A 26486-nucleotide genomic window follows, 5' to 3' on the forward strand; every position below is an offset into this window, starting at 1 on the left:
AGCTTGTCAACCCTAGGGCAATCGGCCCTAACCAACCATGAACCAAAAAATCAGAATCAAGCTGAAAAGCTACGACCACAACTTGGTCGATAAGTCTTCCGAGAAAATCGTGAAGGCCGTAAAAGCTACCGGTGCCATCGTAAGCGGCCCCATTCCGTTGCCCACGGAAAAGGAGAAGTACACGGTGTTGCGCTCGCCCCACGTAAACAAGAAGAGCCGGGAGCAATTCCAGCTTTGCACTTACAAGCGCCTGGTAGATATTTTTTCGACCAGCAGCAAGACAGTAGATGCGCTAATGAAGCTGGAACTGCCCAGCGGCGTTGACGTTGAAATCAAAGTCTGAGCCTAACGCTTATAATAATGAAAGCCCCACCGACATTTGCCGGTGGGGCTTTTTACTCCTATCTACTTTGCTTAAGTTACGAAGTCGAGGTGTGAACTGTCGAGCCGGCGACAGTCTGCATGTAGCTTTGTGCCTTCAACAAAAATGAAGCGCTGCCACAGTAGTGGTCGTGAAGTAGTTTTAAAGCTAGTGTAATCGCTTTATCGACGAGCCATTTACTAGTGAAAATGACGAAGCCAATTATTTCATGTATCGAATTATTGGATACATGCGGATTGTATTTATGAAGCTTGCCAAGAATCTGACGTTTTCTTATGTAGCACTTTTTTCAGAGGCTAGAACTCGGGTGTTGAGTGTATTATGGAGCTCAGTTATTATTATTGGAATATTCTCTTCTGATTTTGTGCGGGTATTACCAAGCATTGGGGTAGGAGGATTATTTGTATGGAGCCTATTGTATGCTATAGCAAACAAAAGCAGGTTATATTATTTGAATAATAAATACCTGTTGACTATTGGCTTTGTCTACTTGTTGCATTTGATTTGGGGGGTCACTAATAGTTCATTAAATAATAGTGAATTGTGGCGCGACTTATTGTTACAGTTACCTCTGCTAGTATTGCCCATTGCTTTTTGTCTTTTGCCAGCGATGTCAAAGCGAGATAGCAACTCCTTGTGGCTCTTACTGATGATTTGCTGCTTAATTTCTGCTGGACGAGCTACTATTACTTATTTACAGCACTATGAGGAAATTAATCAGCTTTATATTCAGTCACAAGTAATGCCCACTGTGCCTGACCATATCCGCTTTAGCTTACTAGTAAGTATCGCAGTAATAGCAGGAGCAGTAGTAGCCTCTGACGCAAATGCTCCAGTCATCTTACGACGGGCTATGTTGGCTGGAACAATCATTTTATTTATGTTTCAGCATTTGCTAGCAGTTCGTAGTGGACTGGCTACAATGTACGCAGCTGGTATTCTATGGCTGGTTTGGCAGCGTCATCGCTGGAAGATGATGCTTTCTGTGGCTACATTGGGTGGAATACTTGCCTTGATAAGCATCTTGTTATTTCCAACGTTACGCAATAAGGTTATCAATACACGTTCAGACGTAGGAAGGATTGAGATAGTAGATGCTGCTAATAATTACTCCATTACGGCGCGGGTATATTCCTACAAAATAGCTTGGAATTTAATTAGGAAGCATCCAATAATAGGAGTGAGTAAAGTGCGGATGAATGAGGAGATAGCTCGTCAATACAAGTTGCAATACCCCGCCATTAAAGTCGTGCATTATTTAATGCCGCATAATCAATTTATTTACAATCTTTTGGCTTATGGGTGGATAGGCCTGTTTATTTTCTTGTTGAGTTTTTATTATCCCTTGTTATTTGCGTGGCGTAGTCAAAATGTACTGATGATACTGCTCTATGTCATTGTGAGTATCTCTTTCTTAGTAGAATATACTTTGGAAACTCACGTTGGTATTTTAACTGGAATATTTTTTTTGATGATAGCTGCTGAACCAATTGGTTTGCGACCATCAGTCCAACAACCGGTTCCACCTAATCGTTAGTTCTATGTGGCTTTCTTGCCTTTGCTAGCATCATGCTACGTACTCTTTTATCTCAGTTTCGGCAGTTCAGGCGTGCGTATCGGCAGCAAGAAGAATGGAAGAGACTGAATACCTGTGATGCAGAGGCGCTCAAGCTACAGGCGATGCCCAAGCAGGGCCAGATGCTAGTGGTGCGCAACGATTCCATTGGCGATTATCTCCTATATCGACCTTGGTTGCGGCAAATGGCGGCCGTTATGAAACACCGGGGGCAGCATCTGACTTTGCTCGCGAATTCCTTATGGGCACCCCTAGCGCAGCTATGGGACAGCGATATACTCACCGAAGTAATAGCAGTAGATTTCGGTCGCTTCAGTAAGGATTTAGCTTACCGAGTAAAGATATTACAAGCAGTTGGTGGGCTGGGAGTGGCAGAAGCAATTTACCCGGTACATGTAAGGCAAGCAGCCGTCGAGAATTTTATCCGCTTCCTGCGTGCGCCAGTACGCGTCGGTAGCCAAGGTTCGCACCCCACAGGTGAGTGGTATGCAGCTCTCGATGCAGGTTACACCCGATTGCTGCCAACCACACGTGAAGTGCTGTTTGAATACTACCGCAACCGTGAGTTTTTTTTACACTGGCAAACGCTTAGTGATGAGTCAACTGGTGTAGCGAGTTCAGTTGAAGTAGCTGTTGCACCACTTACGCTGCCAGCAACTGTGCGGCAACAAGCCACCGTGATGGCCGCCAGTATTGGTAAGCCATATGTAGTGCTATTTCCTGGGGCTAGCGCTCGGCAAAAGCGTTGGCCTACCGGGCATTTTGGCCGCTTAGCGAAGTATTTGCATCAGTATTACGGAGGCAAGTATCAATTGGTGCTAGCAGGCAGTGCAGCCGACTCCGTACTGGCTCGACGTGTACAGCGAGCAGCGGGTACAGCAGTACCCTTGCTTAACTATTGCGGTAAAACTGATCTGCCAGGCCTAGCAGCGCTCATTGCCGGTGCGCAAGCTTTAATTAGTAACGATACAGTTGCGGCACACCTGGGAGCTCAAGCCGGAACGCCCTGTGTTGTAATACTGATGGGAGAAAACTACGGTAAGTTTTTCCCTTACCCTCCCGAGTTGTTACAAACTCCCTGCTACTGCCTGTTTCCTCCTAGCCAGGAAACCCGCTTCGCTAGGGGCGATTTTACGCACCCATCTCAAGACCCTGACCTAAGCGAAATAGACATAAGCCGTGTAGTTAGCGCTGTAATAGAATTATTAACCCCTTCAATAGCCTGAAACGAGTTTATAACGTGCTCCCAACTACGCGTTTTTTATAGCTTTTAATATGATAGCAGTTATACTGGTTAATTATAATTCTTCGGCTTATACGCTGGCGTGTGTACAGTCGCTGCGTCAGCACACCCATCCCAATACGGTTTATCGGGTAGTGGTAGTTGATAATGCTTCGTCGCCAGCCGACAAGTTGATGCTGCAACAATTAGCCGTATTTCCTGAAGTAGAAGTATGCTATTCAGATAGTAACCTGGGTTTCGCCGGCGGTAACATGTTAGGCTACCGCGTAGCCGCAGCTCAGCGCCGCCCTGCGTATGTATTTCTACTAAACAACGATACCTTACTACGTACCGATTGTCTGACTGAGCTAACTAATCTACTGACTACCCATCCTCAAGTGGGCCTAGCCGCTCCGCAAATGTTTGGCAGGAAAGGGGAATGGCAGGAAAGCTATGGTTTCTTTCCTACTCTGGCCGATAAGTTGTTGGGCCGGGCTTTGTGCCGTGCGCTGGGGCTGGGGCACCACCCGCCGCGCGGTGCTCGAACTGCTCAGCAGCCTTATCTGGTTGATATGGTAACTGGCGCGGCTATGTTTGTCGACGCTGCACTGTTTGAGCTCGTCGGTGGCTTAGATACAGAGTATTTTCTGTACTGCGAGGAAGAGGACCTAGCTTGGCAAGTATGGCAAGCTGGGCGGCAAGTAATGGTCTTACCAACTGCCGAATTTACCCACCTCGGAGGCAGCAGCAGTACACCGGGATACGGTATTTTGCGTGAGTTCTACATTTCGCTAGCCTATTTTCTGCGCAAAAACTTCAGTCCTATGCACGCTTGGCTAGTTAGGTGGCTGTTCGTAGTCAAGTTGATTTTTCGGGCTCGACGCAACAAGCAGTACTTACGATTGGCAAAATTTCTGGCCCAAGGAGCACAAATGTCGGCTTCCATTCGGCCTGAAAAGCATATAGCTTGAAGCTAGAACTAGAGTAGCGCATCATTAGCCGTATGCATTGTAAGCAGAAACAGTATGGCACCTAGCAGTACTGCTTTATATTGTACTGCTGGTTAAGACAGAATTTCCTAATTAGCTGACTCATAAAATTTTTCTCAGCCCTGTTAGCTTTTCTCCGCTAAAACTCCTACCTTTGCACTCCCTTAGCGAAAAGGCCACTCGGGCCTTTTCTTTTTGTGTCATTTAATATCCACACAGAATGCCTGGCATCATCGGTAAAAAAATCGGTATGACAAGCCTCTTCACTCCGGACGGGAAAAACATTCCCTGCACGCTCATCGAGGCGGGTCCGTGCGTAGTGACGCAGGTTAAGACGGTCGAAACGGACGGCTATAATGCTGTTCAAATCGGCTATGGCGAGAAAAAAGCCAAAAACACCACCAAAGCTCTGGCTGGCCACTTCGCCAAAGCCGGCACCACGCCTAAGAAGCGCTTGGTAGAGTTCCGCACCGAAGACGTAGCCACCTACTCGCTCGGCAGCACGGTTGAAACCACGCTGTTCGAAGAAGGTGAGTTTGTTGACGTAGTTGGCACCTCGAAAGGCAAAGGCTTCCAAGGCGTTGTGAAGCGCTACAACTTCCAGGGCGTGGGTGGCCAAACCCACGGCCAGCACAACCGCCTGCGTCACCCCGGTTCTATCGGTGCTTGCTCATGGCCTTCGCGCGTATTCAAAGGAATGCGCATGGGTGGCCGTATGGGCACGGACCGCGTCAAGATTCAGAACCTGAAGGTGATGCGTATTGTAGCTGATAAGAACCTGATTCTGGTGAGCGGCTCGGTGCCCGGTGCCAAGAATGGCTACGTGGTTCTGGAGAAATAACCTGCTAAGCTTACTAGAGATGGAACTGTCCGTATTCAATAGCAAAGGCGAAGACACTGGCCGCAAGGTTACGCTGTCCGACGCCGTGTTTGGCCACGAGCCAAACGAGCACGTCATGTACCTCGACGTGAAGCAGTACCTGGCCAACCAGCGTCAGGGTACGCACAAATCGAAGCAGCGCGCCGAAGTGGCCCGCACCACCAAGAAACTGAAGAAGCAGAAAGGCACCGGTGGTGCCCGTGCTGGTTCGATGAAATCGGGTGTATTCGTAGGTGGTGGCCGTATGTTTGGCCCACAGCCCCGCGACTATGGCTTCAAGCTGAACAAAAAGACCAAGCGCGTCGCTCGTCTGTCAGCCCTGTCGGTGCTGGCTCGCGAAGGCAAAGTAGCCTTGGTTGAAAATCTGACGCTGAGCACTCCTAAGACCAAAGAGTTCGTTGCTATCCTCGACGGTCTGAAGCTCAACAATGGCCGCAAGACCTTGTACGTAGCCGCTGAGGCCGACAAGAACCTGCTGCTGAGCGCCCGCAACGTGCAGAAGGTGAAAATTGCTACCCCTGTAGCCCTCAACACCCACGACTTGTTGAACACCGATACCCTGCTCCTGAGCGAGGAAGGTCTGCGTTCGCTGGAGCAATTGTACACCGCTAATAACTCTGCCGAATAATGAGCACGCTGAAACGCCCCATTATCACCGAGAAGGCCACCAGCCTCACCGAAAAAGGCCGCTACGTGTTCGAAGTAGAGCGCACGGCCAATAAGGTGCAGATTAAAAAGGACATCGAGCAACTATACGGCGTGACCGTGCTAGGCATCAACACGATGCGCACGATTGGCAAAGTAAAGTCGAAGTTCACCAAAGGTGGCCAGGTTTCGGGTCGTCGTTCGCACGGCAAAAAAGCCGTCGTGACCCTGAAAGATGGTGACATTATTGATTTCTACGGCAATCTCTAATTGCCTTCGCCGCAAAAGCCCAACTAGCTAGTAATGGCACTTAAAAAACTCAGACCCACTACGCCAGGCCAACGCTTCCGCGTAGCCCCGGCCTTCGACGAGCTAACCACGTCGACGCCGGAGAAGTCGTTGCTGACCTCGCTCAAAAAGAGCGGTGGTCGTAACTCTCAGGGTAAAATGTCTAACCGCTACATCGGCGGTGGACACAAGACCCAGTATCGTATCGTTGACTTCAAGCGTGACAAGAACGGTGTTCCTGCTACAGTGAAGACCATCGAGTACGACCCTAACCGTACCGCTCGTATTGCCCTGCTGCACTACGCCGACGGCGAGAAGCGCTACATCATTGCCCCTGCTGGCCTGAATGTAGATACCGTTATCGTATCGGGCCCCGGTGTAGCTCCGGAAGTTGGCAACGCATTGCCGCTCCGTGAGATGCCCCTCGGTACTATCGTGCACAACATCGAACTACAGCCCGGCCAAGGTGCTGCTATCGCTCGCTCAGCTGGTACTTACGCTCAGCTTGTAGCCCGTGAGGACCGTTACGCTACGCTGAAATTGCCTTCGGGTGAAATGCGTATGGTACTGGTTACCTGCACCGCTACGGTTGGTACGGTATCGAACGGTGACCACATGAACGTGGTAATGGGCAAAGCCGGTCGCAACCGTTGGGCTGGTCGTCGTCCCCGCGTTCGTGGTGTAGCTATGAACCCTGTTGACCACCCCATGGGTGGTGGTGAAGGTAAGTCGTCGGGTGGTCACCCGCGCAGCCGCAATGGTATCTTCGCTAAAGGTCAGAAGACCCGCAACAAGAATAAGTACTCTGAAAACCTGATTGTCAGCCGCAAAGGCAAGAAGTAATATATGGCACGTTCACTCAAAAAAGGGCCGTACATTGACTTCCGGCTCGAAAAAAAGGTAGAAGCGCTGGATAGCGCTGGCAAGAAGTCAGTGGTTAAAACTTGGTCGCGGCGCTCAATGATTTCGCCCGACTTCGTAGGCCACACCTTCGCAGTCCACAACGGGAATAAGTTCATCCCGGTTTATGTAACTGAAAACATGGTCGGCCATAAACTCGGTGAGTTCGCACCTACGCGCAACTTCCGCGGCCACGTCGCCAAAAAAGATAAAGGCAAGCGTTAAGATGGAAGCAGTAGCCAAACTCCGTAACGTGCCTACCTCGCCGCGCAAGATGCGCCTGGTAGCCAATCTGGTACGCGGCAAGCGCGTAACCCAGGCCCTCGGTCTGCTCCGTTTCGAAGCCAACTCGGGTGCCGAGAAGGTAGAGAAGCTTCTCCTGTCGGCCCTAGCCAACTGGCAGCAGCAAAACGCTGAGGAGCGCATCGAAGATGCCAACCTCTACGTCACCGAAATCTTCGTGGACGAAGGACGCCAGCTGAAGCGCCTGCGCCCCGCCCCTCAGGGCCGTGGCCACCGCATCCGCAAGCGCTCGAACCACATCACGCTGACGGTTGGCCCGCAGCGCGAGTCGCAAATGTCGAAAAAAGAGTTAAACGCGCTAAAGCGTGCTATCTCGACCATCGACGCGGCAACTTCTACCGAAACCCCCGCTAACGCCTAATCTACCATGGGACAAAAAGTAAATCCGGTTGGCTTTCGACTCGGCGTTATCAAAGGCTGGGACTCTAACTGGTACGGTGGCAAAGATTTTGCCGACAAACTAGTTGAAGACGAAAAGATTCGCAAATACATCAACGCCCGTATTCAAAAGGGTGGTATCTCACGCATCGTTATCGAGCGCACCCTGAAGCGCATCACCATCACCATCAACACGGCTCGCCCGGGTGTGGTAATTGGTAAAGGCGGCCAGGAGGTAGATAAGATTAAGGACGAACTCAAGGAAATTACAAAGAAGGACGTTCAAATCAATATATTCGAGATTAAGCGCCCTGAGCTAGACGCTCGCCTCGTAGGTGAGAGCATCGCTCAGCAGCTGGCTGCTCGTATCTCGTTCCGCCGTGCAATGAAAATGTCAATTCAGGCTGCGCTCCGCGCTGGTGCTGAGGGCATCAAAATTCAGTGCGGTGGTCGTTTGGGCGGTGCTGAAATCGCCCGCTCGGAGCAGTACAAGGAAGGTCGCACCCCACTACATACACTGCGTGCCGACATCGACTATGCTTTGTCAGAAGCCCAAACGGTGTATGGTAAAATTGGCATCAAAGTGTGGGTAATGCGTGGTGAGGTATTCGGCAAGCCCGACCTTTCGCCTAACCAGGCTCCTGCTGGTGGCCAAGGTGGCGATGAGCGCGGCGGTCGTAATGACCGTGGCCCGCGTAATGACCGTGGCGGTGACCGCGGCCCGCGTCGCGATGGTGACCGTGGTGGTGACCGTGGTCCGCGTCGTGACGGCCAGGGTGGCGGTGCCAACCGTGGTGGTCAAGGCGGTGGCAACCGCGGCGGCCAAGGTGGTGCTAACCGTGGCGGTCAAGGTGGCGGCCCCCGTCGCTAAGCTTTAATTGAAAGTCTAAACCGTATCCTGAATTATTCTTTTCAGGGTACGGTTTAACGCTAATAATTTTTTAAGTTTTCTTTTTTTACTCAAGATGTTACAACCGAAAAGGACCAAGTATCGCAAGATGCAAAAGGGTCGCGTAACAGGCCTAGCCTACCGCGGCAGCTCCATAGACTTCGGTTCGTTCGCGCTTAAGTCACTGGAAATCTCTTGGATTACGGCTCGCCAGATTGAGGCTGCTCGTATTGCCATGACCCGTGCTATGAAACGCGAAGGGCAAGTATGGATTCGCATTTTCCCAGATAAGCCAATTACCAAGAAGCCTGCTGAAGTGCGGATGGGTAAGGGTAAAGGTTCGCCCGAGTACTGGGTAGCCTGCGTGAAGCCTGGCCAAATCATGTTTGAATCGGATGGCGTGAGCCTCGAAACCGCAAAAGAGTCGCTGCGCCTAGCGGCTCAGAAGCTGCCGGTTCGTACCTCATTTGTAGTTCGTCGCGACTACGTAGAGAACGCTGCTTAATTCGATGAAAAACGAAGAAATCCGCGCCCTGTCGCTCGACGACCTGCGCACTCAGATTAAGACCGAGCAAACCAACGGCCAGCAGATGCGCTTCGCGCACGCTATCAGCCCGCTCGAAAACCCCGGCCGCCTGAAGGCCAACCGCAAAACCGTTGCTCGCCTGCAAACGGAGCTTTCGCGTCGGAACAATGAGCAGGCCTCTAACAAAGCCTAGTAATGGAACCGACTCAAGAAAACCTTCTGCCGGCTCACGATAACGCTTCGGACCGCAACATGCGGAAAGAAATCGTGGGCAAGGTGACCAGCTCTAAGATGGATAAGTCCATCACGGTAGCCGTTGTTGCAAAACACCAGCACCCGATTTACGGCAAATTCGTGAGCAAGACCACCAAGTTCCACGCCCACGACGAGAAAAACGAGTGCGGCGAAGGTGACCTGGTGCGCATCATGAGCACCCGCCCCCTGAGCAAGACCAAGCGCTGGCGCTTGGTTGAAATTGTTGAACGTGCTAAATAATCCTGAACGATGATACAGCAAGAATCCCGCCTCACGGTAGCCGACAATAGCGGCGCCAAGGAAGTGCTCTGCATCCGCGTACTGGGTGGCACGGGCAAGAAATACGCTACGGTTGGTGATAAAATCGTGGTAGCCATCAAATCGGCTATACCTTCGGGCAACGCCAAGAAGGGTACGGTTAGCAAGGCCGTTATCGTACGTGTGAAGAAAGAAATCCGCCGCAAGGACGGTTCTTACATCCGCTTCGATGACAACGCTGCCGTACTGCTCAACAACAACGACGAGCCCCGCGGCACGCGCATTTTCGGGCCAGTAGCCCGCGAACTGCGCGAGAAGCAGTTCATGAAAATCGTATCGTTAGCCCCTGAAGTAATTTAAGTTATGGCAACGAAACAGAAAGCAGCCCCCGTTCAGCTGCACGTGAAGACGGGCGACAACGTACTCGTAATTGCTGGCGATGAAAAGGGCAAGCGTGGCGTTATCAAGTCGGTGAACCGCTCGACGCAGCGCGTCATCGTAGAAGGCCTAAACCTGGTAACCAAGCACAACAAGCCGAGTGCGAAGAACCCCCAGGGCGGCATCACCAAAATCGAAAGCCCCATTCACGTGTCGAACGTGAAGAAGGTTGATTCGGCCACCGCTTAATCCGCACTACGACCATGGCCCGTCTAAAAGATAAATACGAAAAAGAGGTGGTACCCGCGCTCCAGGAGAAATTCCAGTATAAGAGCATCATGCAGGTACCGCGCATCACCAAAATCTGCATCAACCGTGGCATCGGTGCCGCTGTTGCTGACAAGAAGCTGGTTGACAACGGGGTAGAAGAGTTGACGACCATCACCGGTCAGAAAGCTGTTCCAACCATCGCGAAGCGTTCGGTTTCTAACTTCAAACTCCGTGAGGGTATGCCCATCGGTGCGCGCGTTACGCTGCGCGGCGAGCGGATGTACGAATTCCTGGACCGTTTGCTGACCGTGGCCTTGCCCCGTGTACGTGACTTCAAAGGCATCAACGATAAGGGCTTCGACGGCCGGGGTAATTATACCCTAGGTGTAAAGGAGCAGATTATCTTCCCCGAGATTTCGATTGATAAAATCAAAGGCATCTCTGGTATGGATATCACCTTCGTAACGACGGCCGAAAACGATGAGCAAAGCTATGAGCTTCTCCGCGCTTTCGGTATGCCCTTCGCTAACGCTAAAAAGGAAGCTGAATAATGGCTAAAGAATCTATCAAAGCCCGGGCCCGCAAGCGCGTTGCCCTGGTAGCCCGCTACGCTGAGAAGCGCAAGGCCCTGAAAGCTGCCGGTGACTACGCTGGCCTCGACAAGCTGCCCCGCAACGCGTCGCCTGTGCGTTTGCACAACCGCGACATGATTGACGGCCGCCCCCGTGGCTACATGCGCAAGTTTGGTATCAGCCGCGTTCGCTTCCGCGAAATGGCGCTGGCTGGTAAGATTCCCGGCGTTACGAAGTCGAGCTGGTAGTACTACAGCTTAGAGAATATGAAGCCCTCAACTTACCGAGTTGAGGGCTTTTTTGTCTAATAGTTGAGTCGTCACAAATTTTTGTTGAAAGTGGGCCTTGCATAAGTGCCACACTTCCTGCTACCTTTGCACCCCGAAACAGAATATCCGTGGGCCTAGCCCACCCTATTTGGCAGGTTGCCGAAAGAAACCATGGGCCGCGCCCCGAAAGCCGAGCCCAGTAGTCTTAACTGAAATTTCGCTGTAGGGCTATTAGCTACTGCTGCGAAATTTTCTTATCTTTGCGGCCCCAAGTTGTGGACCAATTAAAAACAAATGAATACTGACCCGATTGCCGACTACCTCACCCGGTTGCGCAACGCCATCAAGGCGAACCACCGGGTAGTGGAAATCCCGGCCAGCAACATCAAAAAGGAAATCACGAAAGTGCTCTACCACAAGGGCTACATTCAGAGCTACCGGTTTGATGATACTTCGGCCCAAGGCGTGATTAAAATCGCCCTGAAGTATAATCCCACTACCAAAGCCCCGGCTATCACCAAGCTGGAGCGCGTGAGCACCCCCGGCCTGCGCCAGTATCGGCATGTCGAGAACCTGCCCCGCGTACTGAGTGGCTTGGGTGTTGCCATCTTGTCGACCTCGAAAGGGGTAATGACCGAGAAGGAGGCTAAAAACGAGAACGTGGGCGGCGAGGTGCTGTGCTACGTGTACTAACCTGCTAAGCCCTAGTATCTATATGTCCCGCATTGGTAAACTGCCGATTAGCCTGCCCAGCGGTGTGCAGGTTTCGGTTGACAACGAAAACACCGTAACGGTGAAAGGCCCTAAGGGCACGCTGACTCAGCAAGTAGACCGTGACATCACGGTAGCTACCGAAGATGGCAACGTAGTAGTAACTCGTCCCACGGAGCAGAAGCGCCACAAGGCGATGCACGGCCTCTACCGCGCCCTCATCAATAACATGGTTACCGGTGTGAGCGCTGGCTATGAGCACAAGCTTGAGCTGGTAGGCGTAGGTTACAAGGCCGCTCTCAACGGCAAAGCCCTGGAACTGTCGCTCGGCTACTCACACAACGTGTATCTGGCTATGCCTCCTGAAGTATCGGCTACTGCCGTCACTGAAAAAGGTAAGAACCCCATCGTTACCCTGACCAGCATCGATAAGCAGTTGGTGGGCCAAGTAGCCGCCAAAATCCGCTCGTTACGCAAAGTGGAGCCTTACAAAGGCAAAGGTGTTCGCTTCGTGGGTGAAATCGTTCGTCGTAAAGCCGGCAAGACTGCCGCTAAAAAGTAATCTAGTATCATGGCTTTCGATAAAGCATCTCGCCGGAAGCGCATTCAGCGCATCATCCGCACGAAAGTGTCCGGCACACCGGAGCGCCCGCGCCTGTCGGTGTTCCGCTCCAACACGGGCATCTATGCCCAGATTATCGATGACACGGCTGGTCGCACGCTAGCTGCTGCTTCGTCGAAGAAGGTAACCGCTGAAGGTGGTAACGGCGTGGCCCTAGCTGCCGCCGTAGGCCGCGAAATCGCTGCAAAAGCGCAGGAGGCTGGCATTACCAAAGTAGTGTTCGACCGTTCGGGCTATCTCTATCACGGTCGCGTTAAATCATTGGCAGAAGGAGCCCGCGAAGGCGGCCTCAATTTCTAAGGCATCATGGCAGAGTATAACAACAACAACCGTGGTGGCGGTGCCGGAGGCAACGACCGTGGGGGTAACAACCGGGGCGGTAACGACCGTCGCGGCAATGACCGCGGTGGCCGCGGCAACGACAGCGCTGTGCAAGGCGACTCGGATTTCAAAGAAAAGGTAGTAGCCATCAACCGTGTAGCCAAAGTGGTGAAAGGTGGTCGTCGCTTCAGCTTCTCGGCTATCGTGGTGGTAGGCGACGGAAAAGGCAACGTGGGCTACGGCCTGGGCAAAGCCAACGAGGTAACCGACGCCATTGCCAAAGGCATTGACGACGCTCGCAAAAACGTGGTGAAAGTGCCGCTGTACAAGCACACTGTTCCTCACGTAATGGAAGGCCGCTACGGCGGAGGTTTCGTACTCGTGCAGCCCGCTGCGGCTGGTACGGGCGTAATCGCCGGCGGTGCCATGCGCGCCGTGTTCGAATCAGCTGGTATCAAAGATGTACTGGCTAAGTCGAAAGGCTCGTCGAACCCCCACAACGTGGTAAAGGCTACCTTTGCTGCTCTTGCCAAAATGCGCGACCCGATGCAAATCGCTCAGGCGCGTGGCATTTCTCTCGCTCGCGTTTTTAACGGTTAATTGACCATGCCACAGATTCAAGTAAAGCTCGTGCGCAGCGCAATTGACCGCCCCGAGCGTCAGAAGCGCACCGTGCAGGCCCTCGGCCTGAATAAATTGAACAGCACCGCTACTCACGAAGCCAACCCCAGCGTGCTGGGTATGGTGAACGCAGTGAAGCACCTGCTGGAAGTAACCGAACTGTAAGCGTTTATCCTAGTCATGAATCTATCTAATCTCAGACCCGCCGCTGGCTCTACGCGCAACAACAAGCGCCTCGGTCGTGGTGAAGGTTCGGGCGGCGGTGGTACCGCTACCCGTGGCCACAAGGGTGCCAAGTCGCGCTCAGGTTACTCGCGCAAGTCGGGCTTCGAAGGGGGGCAAATGCCGCTTCAGCGTCGCGTGCCTAAATTCGGCTTCAAAAACATTAATCGCGTTGAGTACAAAGGCATCAACCTAGATGTACTCCAGGGCCTGTTCGAAGCTAATAACTCAGCTACGATGGCTGATGGCTACTTCACCGAAGCTGGCTTAGTGTCGAAGAATTCTAAAATCAAAGTGCTTGGCCGTGGCGAACTTAGCGCCGCTATCGAGGTACACGCTCACGCTTTCTCGAAATCAGCCGTTGAGGCAATCGAAAAAGCAGGTGGCAAAGCAGTTACGCTGTAGCTTATATTGTTAGTCATTGGCAATGAATAAGTTTATCGAAACGATAAAGAATATTTTCGCTATTGAGGATTTGCGTACGCGAATCCTCAATACGCTATTTTTCATTGCTATCTACCGGCTAGGCTGCTACGTGGTTCTGCCTGGTGTAGACCCCACACAGCTTAAGCAAGGTACTGGGGGTGTATTCGGTATTCTCGATACGCTACTTGGTGGGGCATTTAGCCACGCATCGATTTTCGCGTTGGGTATTATGCCCTATATATCGGCTTCTATCGTGTTACAATTGCTCACGATAGCCGTGCCTTACTTTCAGAAGCTGCAAAAGGAAGGTGAGTCTGGCCGAAACAAAATCAACCAGTATACCCGCATACTCACTATTCCAATTGTGATGGCGCAATCGGTAGGCTTTTTAGCCACGATTAATGCCGAGGCTATTGTTAACCCAGGTACATTCTTCACTATTTCTACCATACTCATCATAACAGCAGGTACGCTGTTTTGCATGTGGCTAGGGGAGAAGATTACTGATAAAGGCATTGGCAATGGTATCTCCATGATTATCATGATTGGTATTGTGTCGCGTCTGCCCGGTGCCCTCATTGGCGAAGGCGCTTCGAAGGGCCTGAGTCATGCGCTGGTCTTCCTACTGGAAATGGTTGTGCTGTTCTTAGTAGTAATGGCGGTTATCGTGCTTACCCAAGCCGTTCGTCGTATTCCGGTGCAGTATGCCAAACAAGTAGGAGGAGCTACTCAATTGGATGCTCAGCGCCAGTTTATCCCACTGAAGGTTAATGCTGCTGGCGTTATGCCTATCATTTTCGCTCAGTCGCTCATGTTTGTGCCTAGTATTGCAGCTTCGGCGTGGGACAAGAACAGTGATATGGCGGCCACCATCGCGGCGTATTTCTCGCCCGAACATTGGGTGTATAATACGGTATTCGCATTGCTGATTATCGTTTTCACGTACTTCTACACTGCTATCAGCGTCAATCCTAATCAGATTGCAGACGACCTGAAGCGTAGTGGTGGGTTTGTTCCAGGGGTGAAGCCGGGCCGCGATACATCGGAATTCATTGACGAAATTCTGACTCGTGTTACGCTACCAGGCGCTGTAGCCCTTGCCTTAATTGCAGTCTTCCCGACCTTGGCATTGCTGCTAGGCGTCACTCGGCCTTTGTCGCTGTTCTACGGCGGTACTTCGCTCATCATTATGGTGGGTGTAGTATTGGATACACTCAATCAGGTAGAAAGCTACTTGCTGATGCGCCATTACGACGGTATGATGAAATCAGGTAAATTGCGCGGTCGCCCATCGCAGCCGATAGCCATTGCCTCGTAAAGTAGTAGAATGGCAACTGGTACTATTCAGTATAAGACTGAAGAAGAAATAGACTTAATGCGCGCCGCTGGGCAACTGTTGGCGCGTGCCCACGGCGAGGTAGCTGCGCTGGTGCGGGAGGGAGCCACGACGCGACAACTAGACCGCCGCGCCGAGGAGTTCATCCGTGACCACGGAGCTACCCCTTCGTTCAAAGGATTATACGGTTTCCCTCACAGCTGTTGCCTGAGTCCTAACTCGGTGGTGGTACACGGGTTTGCTACTGATGAACCATTGAAGAGTGGGGATATTTTGACAGTAGATTGCGGGGTGTTCCTTAATGGATACCACGCAGATAGTGCTTACACTTACCCAATCGGGGAGGTGGCGCCGGAAGTGCAGAAGTTGCTTGAGGAAACGAAGGCATCGCTGTATAAAGGCATAGAGCAGGCCGTGGCCGGCAACCGCGTAGGCGATATTAGCTATGCCATTCAAAACTACGTGGCGCCCAAGGGCTACGGCGTAGTGCGCGAGCTAGTAGGCCATGGGGTAGGGGCAAAGCTCCATGAGAAACCGGAGGTGCCAAACTACGGCAAGCGGGGCTCTGGACCACTCTTGCAAACCGGCATGACCCTAGCCATTGAGCCAATGGTTACCCTTGGCAAGAAGGACGTGGTGCAGGAAAAAGATGGCTGGACTATCCGAACGCGCGACAATAAGCCAGCCGCGCACTTTGAGCACACCGTTGTTGTTAGAAAAGACAAGGCAGAGATTCTGACCTCCTTTGACTACATAGAAAAAGCACTGCAATAGCCCTTATGGCAAAACAAGCCTCCATCGAGCAGGACGGTACCATCCTCGAAGCCCTTTCTAACGCCATGTTTCGCGTGGAATTGGAAAATGGCCACCAACTGATTGCCCATATTTCGGGCAAGATGCGGATGCACTACATCAAGATTCTGCCCGGCGACAAGGTAAAGCTCGAAATGTCGCCCTACGACTTGTCGAAAGGCCGCATTAAGTATCGTTACAAGTAATTTTTTTCGTTCTTTTCAAGGTCATGAAAGTAAAAACCTCGGTGAAGAAACGTAGCGTTGATTGCAAAATCATCCGTCGCAACGGCAAGCTCTACGTTATCAACAAGAAGAACCCCCGCTTCAAGCAGCGTCAGGGCTAAATCAATTTTCAGAAACCCGGAGCCTTGGGTACTGGCCTTTTGAACTTTTGTTCGCTAGGCCGCCTTCCAAGCCGCTGCCGGGCTTTCTGGTCCGCAAACATCTAACTAACCAATATGGCTCGTATCGCAGGGGTTGACATCCCGGACAACAAGCGCGGCGAAATCGCCCTGACTTACATCTTCGGCATCGGCCGGAGCAACTCGGTTAAAATTCTCACCAAAGCTGGTATTGATATCAACAAGAAGGTGAAAGATTGGACCGAGGCCGAAGCGGGTGAAATCCGCGCCATCATCGCTGCTGAACATAAGACCGAAGGCGTACTGCGCTCGGAGATTCAGCTCAACATTAAGCGTCTGATGGATATTGGCTGCTACCGCGGCCTGCGCCACCGCAAAGGACTGCCTGTTCGTGGTCAGCGTACCAAGAACAACTCGCGTACCCGCAAGGGCAAGCGCAAAACCGTGGCTGGCAAGAAGAAAGCAACGAAATAACCAGTAGCGGCAATCGGCTCCGCCCCATGCTCTGCGTGAGCGTGAGGCGGAGCCAACACCTGCCGCATTTACAGCGATAACTAAATGGCACAAAAAAGAAAAGACAAAGCCAAGAAGCGGCTTGTCGTAGTGGAGCAGGTGGGCCAGGTCCACATCCGCGCCTCTTTCAACAACATCATCATCTCGGTAACCAACTCGAACGGCCAAGTAATTTCTTGGGCTTCGGCCGGTAAGATGGGTTTCCGTGGTTCGAAGAAAAACACGCCTTACGCTGCTCAAATGGCAGCTAGCGACTGTGGCAAAGTAGCCCATGACCTGGGTATGCGCAAAGCCGAGGTGTTTGTGAAAGGCCCTGGTGCTGGTCGTGAGTCGGCCATCCGTGCACTGGGCAACATTGGTATCGAAGTGACGACCATCCGCGACGTGACGCCGCTGCCGCACAACGGCTGCCGCCCGCCAAAGCGTCGCCGCGTTTGATTTTTTACTTCTGATATTTTTCTAAAATGGCACGTTATACTGGCCCTACCGCCAAAATCGCCCGTCGCTTTTCGGAGCCGATTTTCGGCCCGAGCAAAGCGCTCAACAAAAAGAATTACCCCCCCGGCCAGCACGGCCGTGGCCGCCGCAAGAAGCAGTCGGAATATGCTGTCCAGCTGATGGAGAAACAGAAGGTGAAATACCTATACGGCGTGCTCGAGAAGCAATTTGAGAACCTGTTCCACAAAGCTGCTGTGTTGCCCGGCATCACCGGTGACAACCTGCTGGGCCTGCTGGAGTCGCGCCTTGACAACGTAGTTTACCGCTTGGGTATTGCCAGCACCCGCCGTGCTGCTCGCCAGCTGGTGTCGCACAAGCACATCACGGTAAACGGTGAGGTAGTAAACATTCCTTCGTACAAGCTCCGCGCTGGCGACCAAGTTGGCGTGCGTGAGAAGTCGAAGTCGCTCGAAGCTATCACGACCTCGCTGACCGTGCGCAATGCTCGTCAGTTCTCGTGGCTGGAGTGGGATGGCAAGGAAATGGTGGGTAAGTTCACCAATATGCCGTCGCGTGACCTGATTCCGGAGAAAATCACGGAGCAGCTCATCGTCGAATTGTATTCGAAGTAATACTGGCACTTGGTGCGGCCCGGGCTCGGCTCGGGCCGCATTTGTGCTAAGCCGGTGCCCCTAGATAGTTGCTTTTTAGCGCGCTAGGGCACGAAAACAACCCATTTGTGGTTTTGGCTGGCTACCCAAATTTGAGGCAAGCTTCGGCTTGCTTTTCCTGTATTACACTAATTAACTGCCCCACATATGTCAATCTTAGCTTTTCAAATGCCGGAGAAGGTGGTAATGGAGAAATCCGACGACTTCACCGGGACGTTTGAATTCAAGCCTCTGGAGAAGGGCTACGGCGTAACGATTGGGAACGCGCTACGGCGTATTCTGCTCTCGTCGCTGGAGGGCTTCGCCATTACGTCGGTGCGCACGACTTCGGTGCTGCACGAATTTTCGACGATTGAGGGGGTGATTGAGGACATGTCCGAAATCATCCTGAACCTCAAGCAGGTGCGCTTCAAAAAAATCAGCGACGCCATTGAGGACAAGATTACGGTGCGCGTGAGTGGGCAAGACAGCTTCACTGCAGGTGACATCGGCAAATTTGCTGTGGGCTTCCAGATTTTGAACCCGAAACTGGTTATCTGCAACCTCGACCCGGCCAAGGAACTGGAGTTTGAGTTGACGGTCGCGCGCGGTCGTGGCTATGTGCCCGCCGACGAGAACAAGCCTGCCGACCAGGTTTTCGGTCAAATTGCTATCGATGCTATCTACACGCCTATCAAGAACGTGAAGTATAGCATCGAGAACACCCGCGTTGAGCAGAAGACGGACTACGAGCGCTTGTTAATTGAAATCTCGACCGACGGTTCGATTCACCCTGAGGAAGCACTGAAAGGTGCCGCCAATATCCTCATTCAGCACTTCATGCTGTTCTCGGATAGCACGATGCAGCTGAGCGGCAACCGCCCAGTAGCCGCTGAGCCTATCGACGAGGAAACCCTTGCGATGCGCAAGGTGCTTAAGACCTCGCTTGGCGAGATGGACCTTTCGGTTCGCGCTTACAACTGCCTGAAAGCGGCCGACATCAAGACTCTGGGCGAGCTCGTGCAGCTCGACATGGCCGACATGATGAAGTTCCGCAACTTCGGTAAGAAGAGCCTCACTGAATTGGAAAACCTGGTGGAAGAGAAGGGCCTGCACTTCGGCATGGACCTGAGCAAATACCGCCTGGACGAAGACTAGAAGTAGATTGCCTTGCTGGCTGCTAACTCCTTGCTGAAAGGAAGTGGCAGCCAGTAATTTTTTATTGTTACCTATTTATTCAACCCGCTACGCCCTAGGGATTAGGGTTCTAATGAGGTTCTCGCGACCCGCCGTGGTCCTGGTCCGCAAGCGTAGCATTTACCCAAAACTGTCCGATGCGACACGGTAAAAAAATCAACCACCTGGGCCGTACTGCCGCCCACCGCAATGCGATGCTGTCGAACATGGCTTCGTCGCTCATCATCTCGAAGCGCGTAACGACGACCCTAGCCAAAGCTAAAGCCCTGCGCCAGTTTGTAGAGCCGCTGCTGACCAAATCGAAAGATGATACCACGCACTCGCGCCGTACCGTGTTTGCTACCCTGCAAAACAAGGAGAGCCTGAAAGAGCTGTATGGTGAGGTTGCTGCCCGCATTGCTAACCGCCCCGGTGGCTATACGCGCATTCTGAAGCTGAGCGCCACCCGCGCCGGCGACAATGCCGATATGTGCATCATCGAGCTGGTTGACTTCAACGAGACGCTGCTCGAAGCTAAAAATGCTAACGAAGCCAAGGCTACTACCACGCGTCGTTCGCGTCGTCGGGGTGGCAAAGGCGGCGCTGAAGCTGCTGGCAACGAAGCTGGTACGTCGGCTGCCGTGGTAGCTGATGCTCCGGCTGCTACTGCTGAGTCGGCTCCGGCTGACACAGCTACCGATACGCTGACGAACGGCGAAACCCGTGAGGAAGCCGAGACGGCTGAGTAGTTTTAGTACAAGCTGTACAGAAAAGGGGGATGTGCCGTGAGGCGCATCCCCCTTTTTTATGCAAGAGACAGTCAGGTAGATTGAGTTGGCTAGGGTCCAGGTAAGGCAACTGTGGCGGACGCTAGCAGTATGAGAGGAATTTGAGAGTCAGCCAAGCTAAGAGCTGTTTTGCCAACCAAGGCAGGGCTAGCGGCCAGCGAGGCTTTTAGTGAGTTATTATGCAGGAACAGCGACGCTTGGCGGAAGCCAATAACCAGACGGCAGCGTGGAAGAAGTTTGGCCCTTACCTCACCGAACGGCAGTGGGGCACGGTACGCGAGGATTATAGTGCTGATGGCAATGCCTGGGATTTTATTACCCATGATATGGCACGTGGGTACGCCTATCGTTGGGGCGAAGAGGGCCTAGCGGGCCTGAGCGACGACCAGCAACAGCTTTGCTTTGGAGTAGGGCTGTGGAATGGCGTGGACCCGCTACTGAAGGAGCGGCTGTATGGCCTGACCAATGGGCAGGGCAACCACGGCGAAGATGTGAAGGAGCAGTATTACTACCTCGACAGCACGCCTACGCACTCGTACATGAAGATGCTGTACAAGTATCCGCAGCAGGCGTTTCCCTACGAAGACCTGTGCGCGGAGAATGCCCGCCGCAGCCGCTTAGAGCCAGAGTATGAGTTGCTGGATACGGGCATCTTTAAGGAGAATCGCTACTTCGACGTGTTTGTAGAGTATGCCAAGGCTGGACCTGATGACGTGCTGATACGCATTACGGCGCACAACCGTGGGCCCGAAGCCGCCACGCTGCACGTACTCCCGCAGCTATGGTTTCGCAATACCTGGGCCTGGGGCTATGATGACCGGAAGCCAGAGTTGCGCCAGGCCCGGCCCGATAGGGTAGAGGCCCGGCACCACGCGCTAGGGCAGTACCAGCTGTATTGCGAGCGACCTGGTGCGCTCCTCTTTTGCGACAACGAAACCAATCCCAAACTGCTGGGCCGTAAGGCCGGCTGGGGCAGCTATTGGAAGGATGGAATCAATGACTACGTGGTGCGGCGCCACCGCAAGGCAGTTAACCCTGCCCAGCGTGGCACGAAGGCGGCGGCACACTACACGCTGACCATCGCGCCGGGCGAGTCGCAGCAGGTGCGCCTGCGTCTGAGCCAGCCCGCGCATGAGGCACCGTTTGCCGACTTCGACCAGATTTTTGCCGAGCGCCAGCAAGAGGCCGACGTGTTTTATGACTGCGTGCAGGAAGGAGTGGCTAGCCCCGATGCGCGGGCTGTGCAGCGCCAGGCCTTCGCCGGGATGCTGTGGAGCAAGCAGTATTACTACTACGACGTAAGCCAGTGGCTTGATGGCGACCCCAACTGGCCGGCACCGCAGGGAGCCCGCCAAAGGGGGCGTAACTCGACATGGCGCCATCTCCACAATGCCGACATCATCTCGATGCCCGACAAGTGGGAATACCCGTGGTATGCGGCCTGGGATTTAGCTTTCCACTGCCTGCCGCTAGCTATGCTCGATGCCAGCTTTGCCAAGCAGCAGCTGCGGCTGCTGACGCAGGATGGCTACCTGCACCCCAACGGCCAGATGCCCGCCTACGAGTGGAAATTTGAGGACGTGAATGCGCCGGTGCATGCCTGGGCTACCTGGCGCGTGTACCAGATGGACCGCAAGCTAAACGGTGGCCAGGGCGACACGCAGTTTTTGGAAGCCGTTTTTCAAAAGCTGGTGATGACCTTCACATGGTGGGTAAACCGCAAGGACCGCGATGAGCGCAACATCTTCGAGGGCGGCTTTCTGGGGATGGACAACATTGGTGTGTTTGACCGCTCGGCGCCGCTGCCAACGGGCGGTAAGATTGAACAGAGCGACGGCACCAGCTGGATGGCCATGTTCTCTCTCAACCTGATGCGAATGGCCCTGGAGCTGGCCAAAACCAACCCGGTGTATCAGGAAATGGCGAGCAAGTTTTTCGAGCACTTTCTCTACATTGCCCACGCCATGACGCTAGGGGGCGGCGGCGAGTTTAATCTATGGGATGAGCAGGACCAGTTTTACTATGACGTGCTGCACATGCCCGACGACTCGCGCGAGCGTCTGCGCATCCGCTCGATGGTGGGGCTGATTCCGTTGTTTGCGGTAGAAGTAATTGAGGATGAGCTGCTGGAAGCCGTGCCGCAGTTTACGGCCCGGGCGTGGTGGCTAGTGCAGCACCGCCCCCACCTGGCGGCCCTGGTGAGCCGCTGGCAGGAGCCCGGCAAGGGTGCCCGCCACCTGCTGAGCCTTATGCGCCGCAACCGCCTCAAGAGCGTGCTCACGCGCATGCTCGATGAAACAGAGTTTCTCTCCGATTATGGCATTCGCTCGCTTTCGCGCTACCATCTGGAGCATCCCTATGAGTACCACACTGCCGAAGACAGTTTCGAGGTGCGCTATGTGGCCGGCGAAGCCGAGTCGGATATGTTTGGCGGTAACTCCAACTGGCGCGGGCCAGTATGGTTCCCAGTCAATTATCTCATTATCGAGTCATTGCAGCGGCTGCATTCTTACTACGACAACTCGTTTAAGGTCGAATATCCGACTGGCTCGGGCCAGCTCTACAACCTGAGTCAGGTGGCCGATGCACTTTCTGAGCGCCTGGCCAAGCTGCTGCTGAAAGACGAAACGGGCCGTCGCCCGGCCTTTGGCCCGGCTGGCCCGTTGCAAGACGACCCGCACTTTCGCGATTACCTGTTGTTTCACGAGTTCTTTCACGGCGACGATGGCCACGGCCTAGGGGCTAGCCACCAAACTGGGTGGACGGGATTGGTAGTACGGCTGCTACAGCAGCGTAGCAAAACAGAAGCTTAAGTAGCCTTGGTGCAACCTAGCCGCCACGCGCCTTGTCTGTTAGCTACAAATTCGGCTTAGCACCGACCTTTGCGCTTTATCCCAGCTGCGTTTGCCTATGGAAGCCGTTGCGTATATCGACATCAATGCCCCGCTGGTAGAGCGGTGCCGCGTAAATGACCGCCAGGCGCAAGCCGAGCTGTATCGGCGCTACTCCAAAGCCATGTTCAACGCCGCCCTGCGCATCACGGGCGACTACGCCGAGGCCGAGGACGTGTTGCAAGAGTCTTTTCTAAGCGCGTTTCGCGAACTGAGCGGCTACAAGGGCGACTCGTCGTTTGGGGCCTGGCTTAAGCGCATAGTCGTCAATAAAAGCATCAACTGTCTGCGGCAACGGCGCTTGCAGCTGGTGCCGCTCGAAGACTTTCACCACGACTCGGCCCCGGCCGAGGCTAGCCCTCCCCACGCTCACGAAGACGCCGAAGAGCAGCAATACCGCGCCGACGTGCTGCGCCGCTGCATTCAGGAGCTGCCCGATGGCTACCGGGTGGTGCTGTCGCTGTACTTGCTCGAAGGCTACGACCACCTCGAAATAGCCGGCATTCTGGGCATTACGGAGTCTACTTCCAAGTCGCAGTACAGCCGGGCGCGCACCCGCTTGCGCGAATTGGCTATGGAGCGCGGCTTAAGCTAGTTAGCCGCTTTCAGCGCAGAAAATTAAATTTTCCCACCCTAGTTACTGGCCGTTGCGGCGGGGCACTCGTATTAGCCTCGCGTAATAGTCCTACGCCGCAGCTCTGCGGCACCTATTCATTATGGACCCTATTAATCGTCATTCACTAGAAAATTACGCGGAGCGGCACCGGGCCGATTTCGACCTGCATGAGCCCCGGCCTGAGCTATGGGCTGCCCTCGAAAAGCAGCTGCACGGCGAGAGCACGGCTACCTCAGATGTGCCGCACATGGCTATTGCTGCCCCCGACTATACCGCTCAACCCGCCGCCTCGCTGCCGCTAGCCCCACCCGTGCTGCGGGTACAGAAAAACGAGCGCTGGCAGCGCTTCGGCATTGCGGCCGCCCTGGCCGCCCTGCTGGTGGCCGCCGGCCTGGGCGAAGCCTGGAAAACCAAGCATAGCCCGGCTGTGGCTGCTCAGGCTACCGAAACTGCCCCCAGCGCTGCCGACGCCGCACTATATCTCGGCCCCGATAACGTGCTGGCGGCCAGCCAGGGCGGCGCCGATGTGGATGCGCGCCTCGACACCGCCGTGCACGGCATGGAGCGCTACTACATTGCGCAGCTTACCGACCGCAAAACCCAGCTCGGCCAGCTAGCCCCCGATGCGACGGCCGAATGGGCCCGCGAGCTCGTAGGCCTCGATTCGAGCTACCAGCAGCTGAAGCGCGAGCTGCCCCGGCATCCGCAGCCCGAAGTAGTGCTAACGGCCATGAACCGCAACCTGCAAATTCGCCTCGATATACTGGATAAGCAACTGGAGCTGCACGCCGGTGACCAGGCCAACCTGGCCGGCACGGCTGGCAGCAACGGCGAATATGTGCTGGCCGACAGCCGCAGCCTGGCCGATAATATTGTTCGCCGCAATGGCCGCTAACCGTACCTGGCGCCTGGCTGCCGCGCTGGTGGGCCTAGCCCTGCCGGGGCTGGCGCAGACTGCCCCCGAGCAGGTGCCCGAGCGCAGCCAGCTGAACTACTACATGGCGCCAGTGCCGGGTAGTGCCGCGCAGGATGGGCCCAGCGCCCAGCCCCAGCCGCACCCTGGCCAGGAAGAAACCATGCCCCCCATCGAGCAGCGACGGCGCCTGAGCCGCAGCTTTCGGGTAGCCAAGCCCGGGCAGGCGTTTGCGCTCGATACGCGCTACGGCCACGTGCGCATCAGCGCCTGGAACAAGCCCGAGATGAAAGTAGAAGCCGAGCTGATAGCCCGCGCCGAAACGGATGCCGGGGCTAGCCAGCTGCTCGACGGCCTGGGCGTGCAGTGGCTCGACTACGACGCCCGCACGGGCGGCGTGGCCGTGAACTCGCAGTTTGGGCCCGCCCTGAAGGGCCGGTGCAGCGGCGGTGGCTGCCGCTACGAAGTCAACTATACCATCTGGCTGCCTAGCACCACGGCGCTGCGCCTCACCAGCTCATTTGCCGACGTGACGGTGGCGAGCGACTGGCAGGGCCCGGCCCAGCTTACCGTAAACTACGGCGCCCTGCGCACCGGCCGCCTAAGCGGCACCGCCAACGTAGTGCACATTGCCAATGGCGACGCCACCCTGCCCTACGCCCGGCAGGCCAGCCTGCAAGCCGACTATGCCCGCCTGCGCCTCGATGCCGGCGAGCAGATTGAGCTGCAAACGAATTATTCTGACATCGACATGGGCACCGTGCATGACCTGACGGTGCATAGCAAGTACGGCGACGTTGCTTTGGGCACGGTGCGCACACTGCGCGGCTCGTCGGGCTACTCGCACTTCAGCGTGGGCAAGCTCAGTGAGGGCCTCGACATGGCCGTGCGCTATTGCCCCGATTTTGAGGTGCGCGACATGGGAGCCAACTTTCGCCAGATAACGCTGGATGGTGGCTACAGTACCATTCGCTTGGGTTTTGCCGAGGCCACGCCGAGCTTTCGCTTTGATGTGAGTACCGAGCAGGGCCAGCTGCTGGTTGATAAAAAGCAGGTTCGGGTACTCTCAGAAGGCGGCAAAGCCGACGGCATCGCCGACGTAATGGGCGTGTACGGTGGCCGCGTGCCGGCCCGCGGTGCTGGCAATGTCAACATCAAGGTGCGCTACGGTACGGTGCGCTTTAGCAAGTAAAATCCCTTTGGGCTAAATAAGAACGGTGGACCGGGCTAGCAATAAGCGCTAGCCCGGTCCACCGTTCTTTTGTGGGGTGATGAAACCTGTTTTGCTGCTTTTGCTTGCGCTGCTGGCTAGCCTGGCGTGGGCGTACCTACTGCCCCCATGGCTCCTTCGTCTACGCCCTCCGCCTAAAGCCCGGCGATGACCTGCGTCAGCAGCTCACGGCCTTTGTGGCGGCTCCCTACCTGGAGGCGGGCGCTGTGCTCACCTGCGTAGGCAGCCTCACCCTGCGGCTAGCCAACCAGGAAAATGCCACCCACTACCACCTAGCCCAAAAAGCATTAGCTTCGCCTTGCTCCCGTTGGTTTGTTGCAGGGGGCGAATGCGCCATGCCTTCACTCCCGCAAGATTCGCCGGCCGCCCAGGTCTTTCGCCGCCAGGTACTTAGCCCCGCCAAGCTGCGGCTCTTTATGCTGCGTAAGCTGCCGATGGCGTGGCTGGCCGGTCTACGCCTGCGGGCGCTCACGCCGGAGGCGGCTACGGTCACCATCCGCTACAAGTACCTTACCCAGAATCCGTTTCGCAGCATCTATTTCGCCTGTCTGGCTATGGCGGCCGAGCTGGCTAGCGGCATTCAGGCGATGATGCAGGTGCAGAGCGGCGGCCCGGTATCGATGCTGGTAGTGGGCCTTACGGCTGAGTTTAGCAAAAAGGCAGTGGGCACCATCGCTTTCACTTGTCCCGATGGCGCAGTCATCGCCCAAGCCGTGGCTGAGAGTCGCGCCACCGGTGAGGGCCGCACGGTGGTGTGCACCAGCACTGGCCGCGACGAGGCCGGCGACGTAGTAGCGGTGTTTAAGATAACGTGGTCGTTTCGGGCTAAAAAATAAACCGTTTGTCATTGCGAGCCCTGCGAAGCAATGACAAAC

The 26486-nt window shown here is 54.5% G+C and carries 38 protein-coding genes; all 38 read left to right on the plus strand.

Annotated elements, in window-relative coordinates; genetic code table 11:
* Positions 1-37 precede the first annotated feature (37 nt).
* The 38 genes from rpsJ (at position 38) to J4D99_RS22175 (ending at position 26447) form a co-directional block, all read left to right on the plus strand.
* Positions 38-343 (plus strand): 30S ribosomal protein S10, encoded by a 306-nt coding sequence (gene rpsJ, locus J4D99_RS08445; RefSeq protein WP_144846844.1) that lies wholly within the window; start codon positions 38-40, stop codon positions 341-343.
* Positions 344-590: 247 nt separating this feature from the next.
* On the plus strand, positions 591-1919 hold the full coding sequence (locus tag J4D99_RS08450; RefSeq protein ID WP_208131273.1) for an O-antigen ligase family protein: 1329 nt from the start codon (positions 591-593) through the stop codon (positions 1917-1919).
* A gap of 32 nt (positions 1920-1951) precedes the next feature.
* The gene (locus tag J4D99_RS08455) at positions 1952-3184 is read left to right on the plus strand and encodes a glycosyltransferase family 9 protein (RefSeq protein WP_208131274.1); all 1233 of its coding nucleotides are present in this window, start codon (positions 1952-1954) and stop codon (positions 3182-3184) included.
* Between the two features lie 49 nt (positions 3185-3233).
* Positions 3234-4151: a glycosyltransferase family 2 protein gene (locus J4D99_RS08460; protein ID WP_208131275.1), complete on the plus strand. Its 918-nt coding sequence runs from the start codon at positions 3234-3236 to the stop codon at positions 4149-4151.
* A gap of 238 nt (positions 4152-4389) precedes the next feature.
* On the plus strand, positions 4390-5010 hold the full coding sequence (rplC, locus tag J4D99_RS08465) for a 50S ribosomal protein L3 (RefSeq protein ID WP_208131276.1): 621 nt from the start codon (positions 4390-4392) through the stop codon (positions 5008-5010).
* Positions 5011-5029: 19 nt separating this feature from the next.
* Positions 5030-5677, plus strand: coding sequence for a 50S ribosomal protein L4 (gene rplD, locus J4D99_RS08470; RefSeq protein WP_208131277.1), 648 nt, complete (start codon positions 5030-5032; stop codon positions 5675-5677).
* Positions 5677-5964 carry a 50S ribosomal protein L23 gene (rplW, locus tag J4D99_RS08475; protein ID WP_144846853.1) on the plus strand — a complete coding sequence of 96 codons (288 nt, stop codon included), beginning with the start codon at positions 5677-5679 and terminating at the stop codon, positions 5962-5964. Before rplD ends, rplW begins: the two co-directional genes overlap by 1 nt.
* A gap of 33 nt (positions 5965-5997) precedes the next feature.
* Positions 5998-6825, plus strand: a complete 828-nt coding sequence (rplB, locus tag J4D99_RS08480; protein WP_208131278.1) for a 50S ribosomal protein L2 — start codon at positions 5998-6000, stop codon at positions 6823-6825.
* 3 nt (positions 6826-6828) lie between these two features.
* On the plus strand, positions 6829-7107 hold the full coding sequence (gene rpsS / locus J4D99_RS08485) for a 30S ribosomal protein S19 (protein ID WP_198990960.1): 279 nt from the start codon (positions 6829-6831) through the stop codon (positions 7105-7107).
* A 1-nt stretch (position 7108) separates the two neighbouring features.
* Positions 7109-7546: a 50S ribosomal protein L22 gene (rplV, locus tag J4D99_RS08490; RefSeq protein WP_208131279.1), complete on the plus strand. Its 438-nt coding sequence runs from the start codon at positions 7109-7111 to the stop codon at positions 7544-7546.
* Between the two features lie 6 nt (positions 7547-7552).
* On the plus strand, positions 7553-8434 hold the full coding sequence (rpsC, locus tag J4D99_RS08495) for a 30S ribosomal protein S3 (protein WP_208131280.1): 882 nt from the start codon (positions 7553-7555) through the stop codon (positions 8432-8434).
* A gap of 94 nt (positions 8435-8528) precedes the next feature.
* Entirely contained in the window at positions 8529-8957 is a 429-nt protein-coding gene (gene rplP / locus J4D99_RS08500; protein ID WP_068340453.1) for a 50S ribosomal protein L16, read from the plus strand.
* Positions 8958-8961: 4 nt separating this feature from the next.
* Positions 8962-9171 (plus strand): 50S ribosomal protein L29, encoded by a 210-nt coding sequence (gene rpmC, locus J4D99_RS08505; protein WP_173116020.1) that lies wholly within the window; start codon positions 8962-8964, stop codon positions 9169-9171.
* Positions 9172-9173: 2 nt separating this feature from the next.
* On the plus strand, positions 9174-9473 hold the full coding sequence (rpsQ, locus tag J4D99_RS08510) for a 30S ribosomal protein S17 (RefSeq protein WP_133656906.1): 300 nt from the start codon (positions 9174-9176) through the stop codon (positions 9471-9473).
* Positions 9474-9482: 9 nt separating this feature from the next.
* Entirely contained in the window at positions 9483-9851 is a 369-nt protein-coding gene (gene rplN / locus J4D99_RS08515) for a 50S ribosomal protein L14 (RefSeq protein WP_068340463.1), read from the plus strand.
* Between the two features lie 3 nt (positions 9852-9854).
* Positions 9855-10118, plus strand: a complete 264-nt coding sequence (rplX, locus tag J4D99_RS08520) for a 50S ribosomal protein L24 (RefSeq protein WP_208131281.1) — start codon at positions 9855-9857, stop codon at positions 10116-10118.
* 14 nt (positions 10119-10132) lie between these two features.
* Positions 10133-10690: a 50S ribosomal protein L5 gene (gene rplE, locus J4D99_RS08525; protein ID WP_173116018.1), complete on the plus strand. Its 558-nt coding sequence runs from the start codon at positions 10133-10135 to the stop codon at positions 10688-10690.
* Positions 10690-10959 (plus strand): 30S ribosomal protein S14, encoded by a 270-nt coding sequence (gene rpsN / locus J4D99_RS08530; RefSeq protein WP_144846881.1) that lies wholly within the window; start codon positions 10690-10692, stop codon positions 10957-10959. The genes rplE and rpsN overlap by 1 nt, the downstream gene beginning before the upstream one ends.
* A gap of 315 nt (positions 10960-11274) precedes the next feature.
* The gene (rpsH, locus tag J4D99_RS08535; protein ID WP_144846899.1) at positions 11275-11673 is read left to right on the plus strand and encodes a 30S ribosomal protein S8; all 399 of its coding nucleotides are present in this window, start codon (positions 11275-11277) and stop codon (positions 11671-11673) included.
* Positions 11674-11695: 22 nt separating this feature from the next.
* A complete protein-coding gene (gene rplF / locus J4D99_RS08540; protein ID WP_208131282.1) occupies positions 11696-12253 on the plus strand; it encodes a 50S ribosomal protein L6 in 558 nt (185 codons plus the stop codon).
* A gap of 9 nt (positions 12254-12262) precedes the next feature.
* Entirely contained in the window at positions 12263-12613 is a 351-nt protein-coding gene (rplR, locus tag J4D99_RS08545; protein WP_144846905.1) for a 50S ribosomal protein L18, read from the plus strand.
* A gap of 6 nt (positions 12614-12619) precedes the next feature.
* Complete coding sequence (gene rpsE / locus J4D99_RS08550; protein WP_208131283.1) at positions 12620-13234, plus strand: 30S ribosomal protein S5; 615 nt, start codon at positions 12620-12622, stop codon at positions 13232-13234.
* Positions 13235-13240: 6 nt separating this feature from the next.
* Entirely contained in the window at positions 13241-13420 is a 180-nt protein-coding gene (gene rpmD / locus J4D99_RS08555) for a 50S ribosomal protein L30 (RefSeq protein WP_144846911.1), read from the plus strand.
* A gap of 15 nt (positions 13421-13435) precedes the next feature.
* Positions 13436-13882 (plus strand): 50S ribosomal protein L15, encoded by a 447-nt coding sequence (rplO, locus tag J4D99_RS08560; RefSeq protein WP_208131284.1) that lies wholly within the window; start codon positions 13436-13438, stop codon positions 13880-13882.
* 22 nt (positions 13883-13904) lie between these two features.
* Positions 13905-15221, plus strand: a complete 1317-nt coding sequence (gene secY, locus J4D99_RS08565; protein ID WP_208131285.1) for a preprotein translocase subunit SecY — start codon at positions 13905-13907, stop codon at positions 15219-15221.
* Positions 15222-15230: 9 nt separating this feature from the next.
* Positions 15231-16013, plus strand: a complete 783-nt coding sequence (gene map / locus J4D99_RS08570; protein WP_208131286.1) for a type I methionyl aminopeptidase — start codon at positions 15231-15233, stop codon at positions 16011-16013.
* A 5-nt stretch (positions 16014-16018) separates the two neighbouring features.
* Positions 16019-16237, plus strand: coding sequence for a translation initiation factor IF-1 (infA, locus tag J4D99_RS08575; RefSeq protein WP_035567874.1), 219 nt, complete (start codon positions 16019-16021; stop codon positions 16235-16237).
* Between the two features lie 23 nt (positions 16238-16260).
* Entirely contained in the window at positions 16261-16377 is a 117-nt protein-coding gene (gene rpmJ, locus J4D99_RS08580) for a 50S ribosomal protein L36 (RefSeq protein WP_068340511.1), read from the plus strand.
* Positions 16378-16491: 114 nt separating this feature from the next.
* Positions 16492-16869 (plus strand): 30S ribosomal protein S13, encoded by a 378-nt coding sequence (rpsM, locus tag J4D99_RS08585; RefSeq protein ID WP_208131287.1) that lies wholly within the window; start codon positions 16492-16494, stop codon positions 16867-16869.
* An 84-nt stretch (positions 16870-16953) separates the two neighbouring features.
* Positions 16954-17346, plus strand: coding sequence for a 30S ribosomal protein S11 (gene rpsK, locus J4D99_RS08590; protein ID WP_144846925.1), 393 nt, complete (start codon positions 16954-16956; stop codon positions 17344-17346).
* Positions 17347-17372: 26 nt separating this feature from the next.
* Positions 17373-17978 carry a 30S ribosomal protein S4 gene (gene rpsD / locus J4D99_RS08595; protein ID WP_144846928.1) on the plus strand — a complete coding sequence of 202 codons (606 nt, stop codon included), beginning with the start codon at positions 17373-17375 and terminating at the stop codon, positions 17976-17978.
* 186 nt (positions 17979-18164) lie between these two features.
* Positions 18165-19154, plus strand: a complete 990-nt coding sequence (locus J4D99_RS08600) for a DNA-directed RNA polymerase subunit alpha (protein ID WP_208131288.1) — start codon at positions 18165-18167, stop codon at positions 19152-19154.
* Positions 19155-19330: 176 nt separating this feature from the next.
* The gene (rplQ, locus tag J4D99_RS08605; protein ID WP_208131289.1) at positions 19331-19921 is read left to right on the plus strand and encodes a 50S ribosomal protein L17; all 591 of its coding nucleotides are present in this window, start codon (positions 19331-19333) and stop codon (positions 19919-19921) included.
* 218 nt (positions 19922-20139) lie between these two features.
* Positions 20140-22773: an MGH1-like glycoside hydrolase domain-containing protein gene (locus J4D99_RS08610; protein WP_208131290.1), complete on the plus strand. Its 2634-nt coding sequence runs from the start codon at positions 20140-20142 to the stop codon at positions 22771-22773.
* Positions 22774-22870: 97 nt separating this feature from the next.
* Positions 22871-23446 (plus strand): RNA polymerase sigma factor, encoded by a 576-nt coding sequence (locus J4D99_RS08615; RefSeq protein ID WP_208131291.1) that lies wholly within the window; start codon positions 22871-22873, stop codon positions 23444-23446.
* 121 nt (positions 23447-23567) lie between these two features.
* Positions 23568-24362 carry a hypothetical protein gene (locus J4D99_RS08620; RefSeq protein ID WP_208131292.1) on the plus strand — a complete coding sequence of 265 codons (795 nt, stop codon included), beginning with the start codon at positions 23568-23570 and terminating at the stop codon, positions 24360-24362.
* Positions 24352-25572, plus strand: coding sequence for a hypothetical protein (locus tag J4D99_RS08625; protein WP_208131293.1), 1221 nt, complete (start codon positions 24352-24354; stop codon positions 25570-25572). Before J4D99_RS08620 ends, J4D99_RS08625 begins: the two co-directional genes overlap by 11 nt.
* Before the next feature lie 104 nt (positions 25573-25676).
* Positions 25677-26447, plus strand: a complete 771-nt coding sequence (locus J4D99_RS22175) for a DUF4442 domain-containing protein (RefSeq protein ID WP_309509620.1) — start codon at positions 25677-25679, stop codon at positions 26445-26447.
* Positions 26448-26486: the final 39 nt, after the last annotated feature.

Origin of the sequence: Hymenobacter sp. BT559, assembly GCF_017571525.1 — a bacterium.
GTDB classification, from domain to species: domain Bacteria; phylum Bacteroidota; class Bacteroidia; order Cytophagales; family Hymenobacteraceae; genus Hymenobacter; species Hymenobacter ginsengisoli.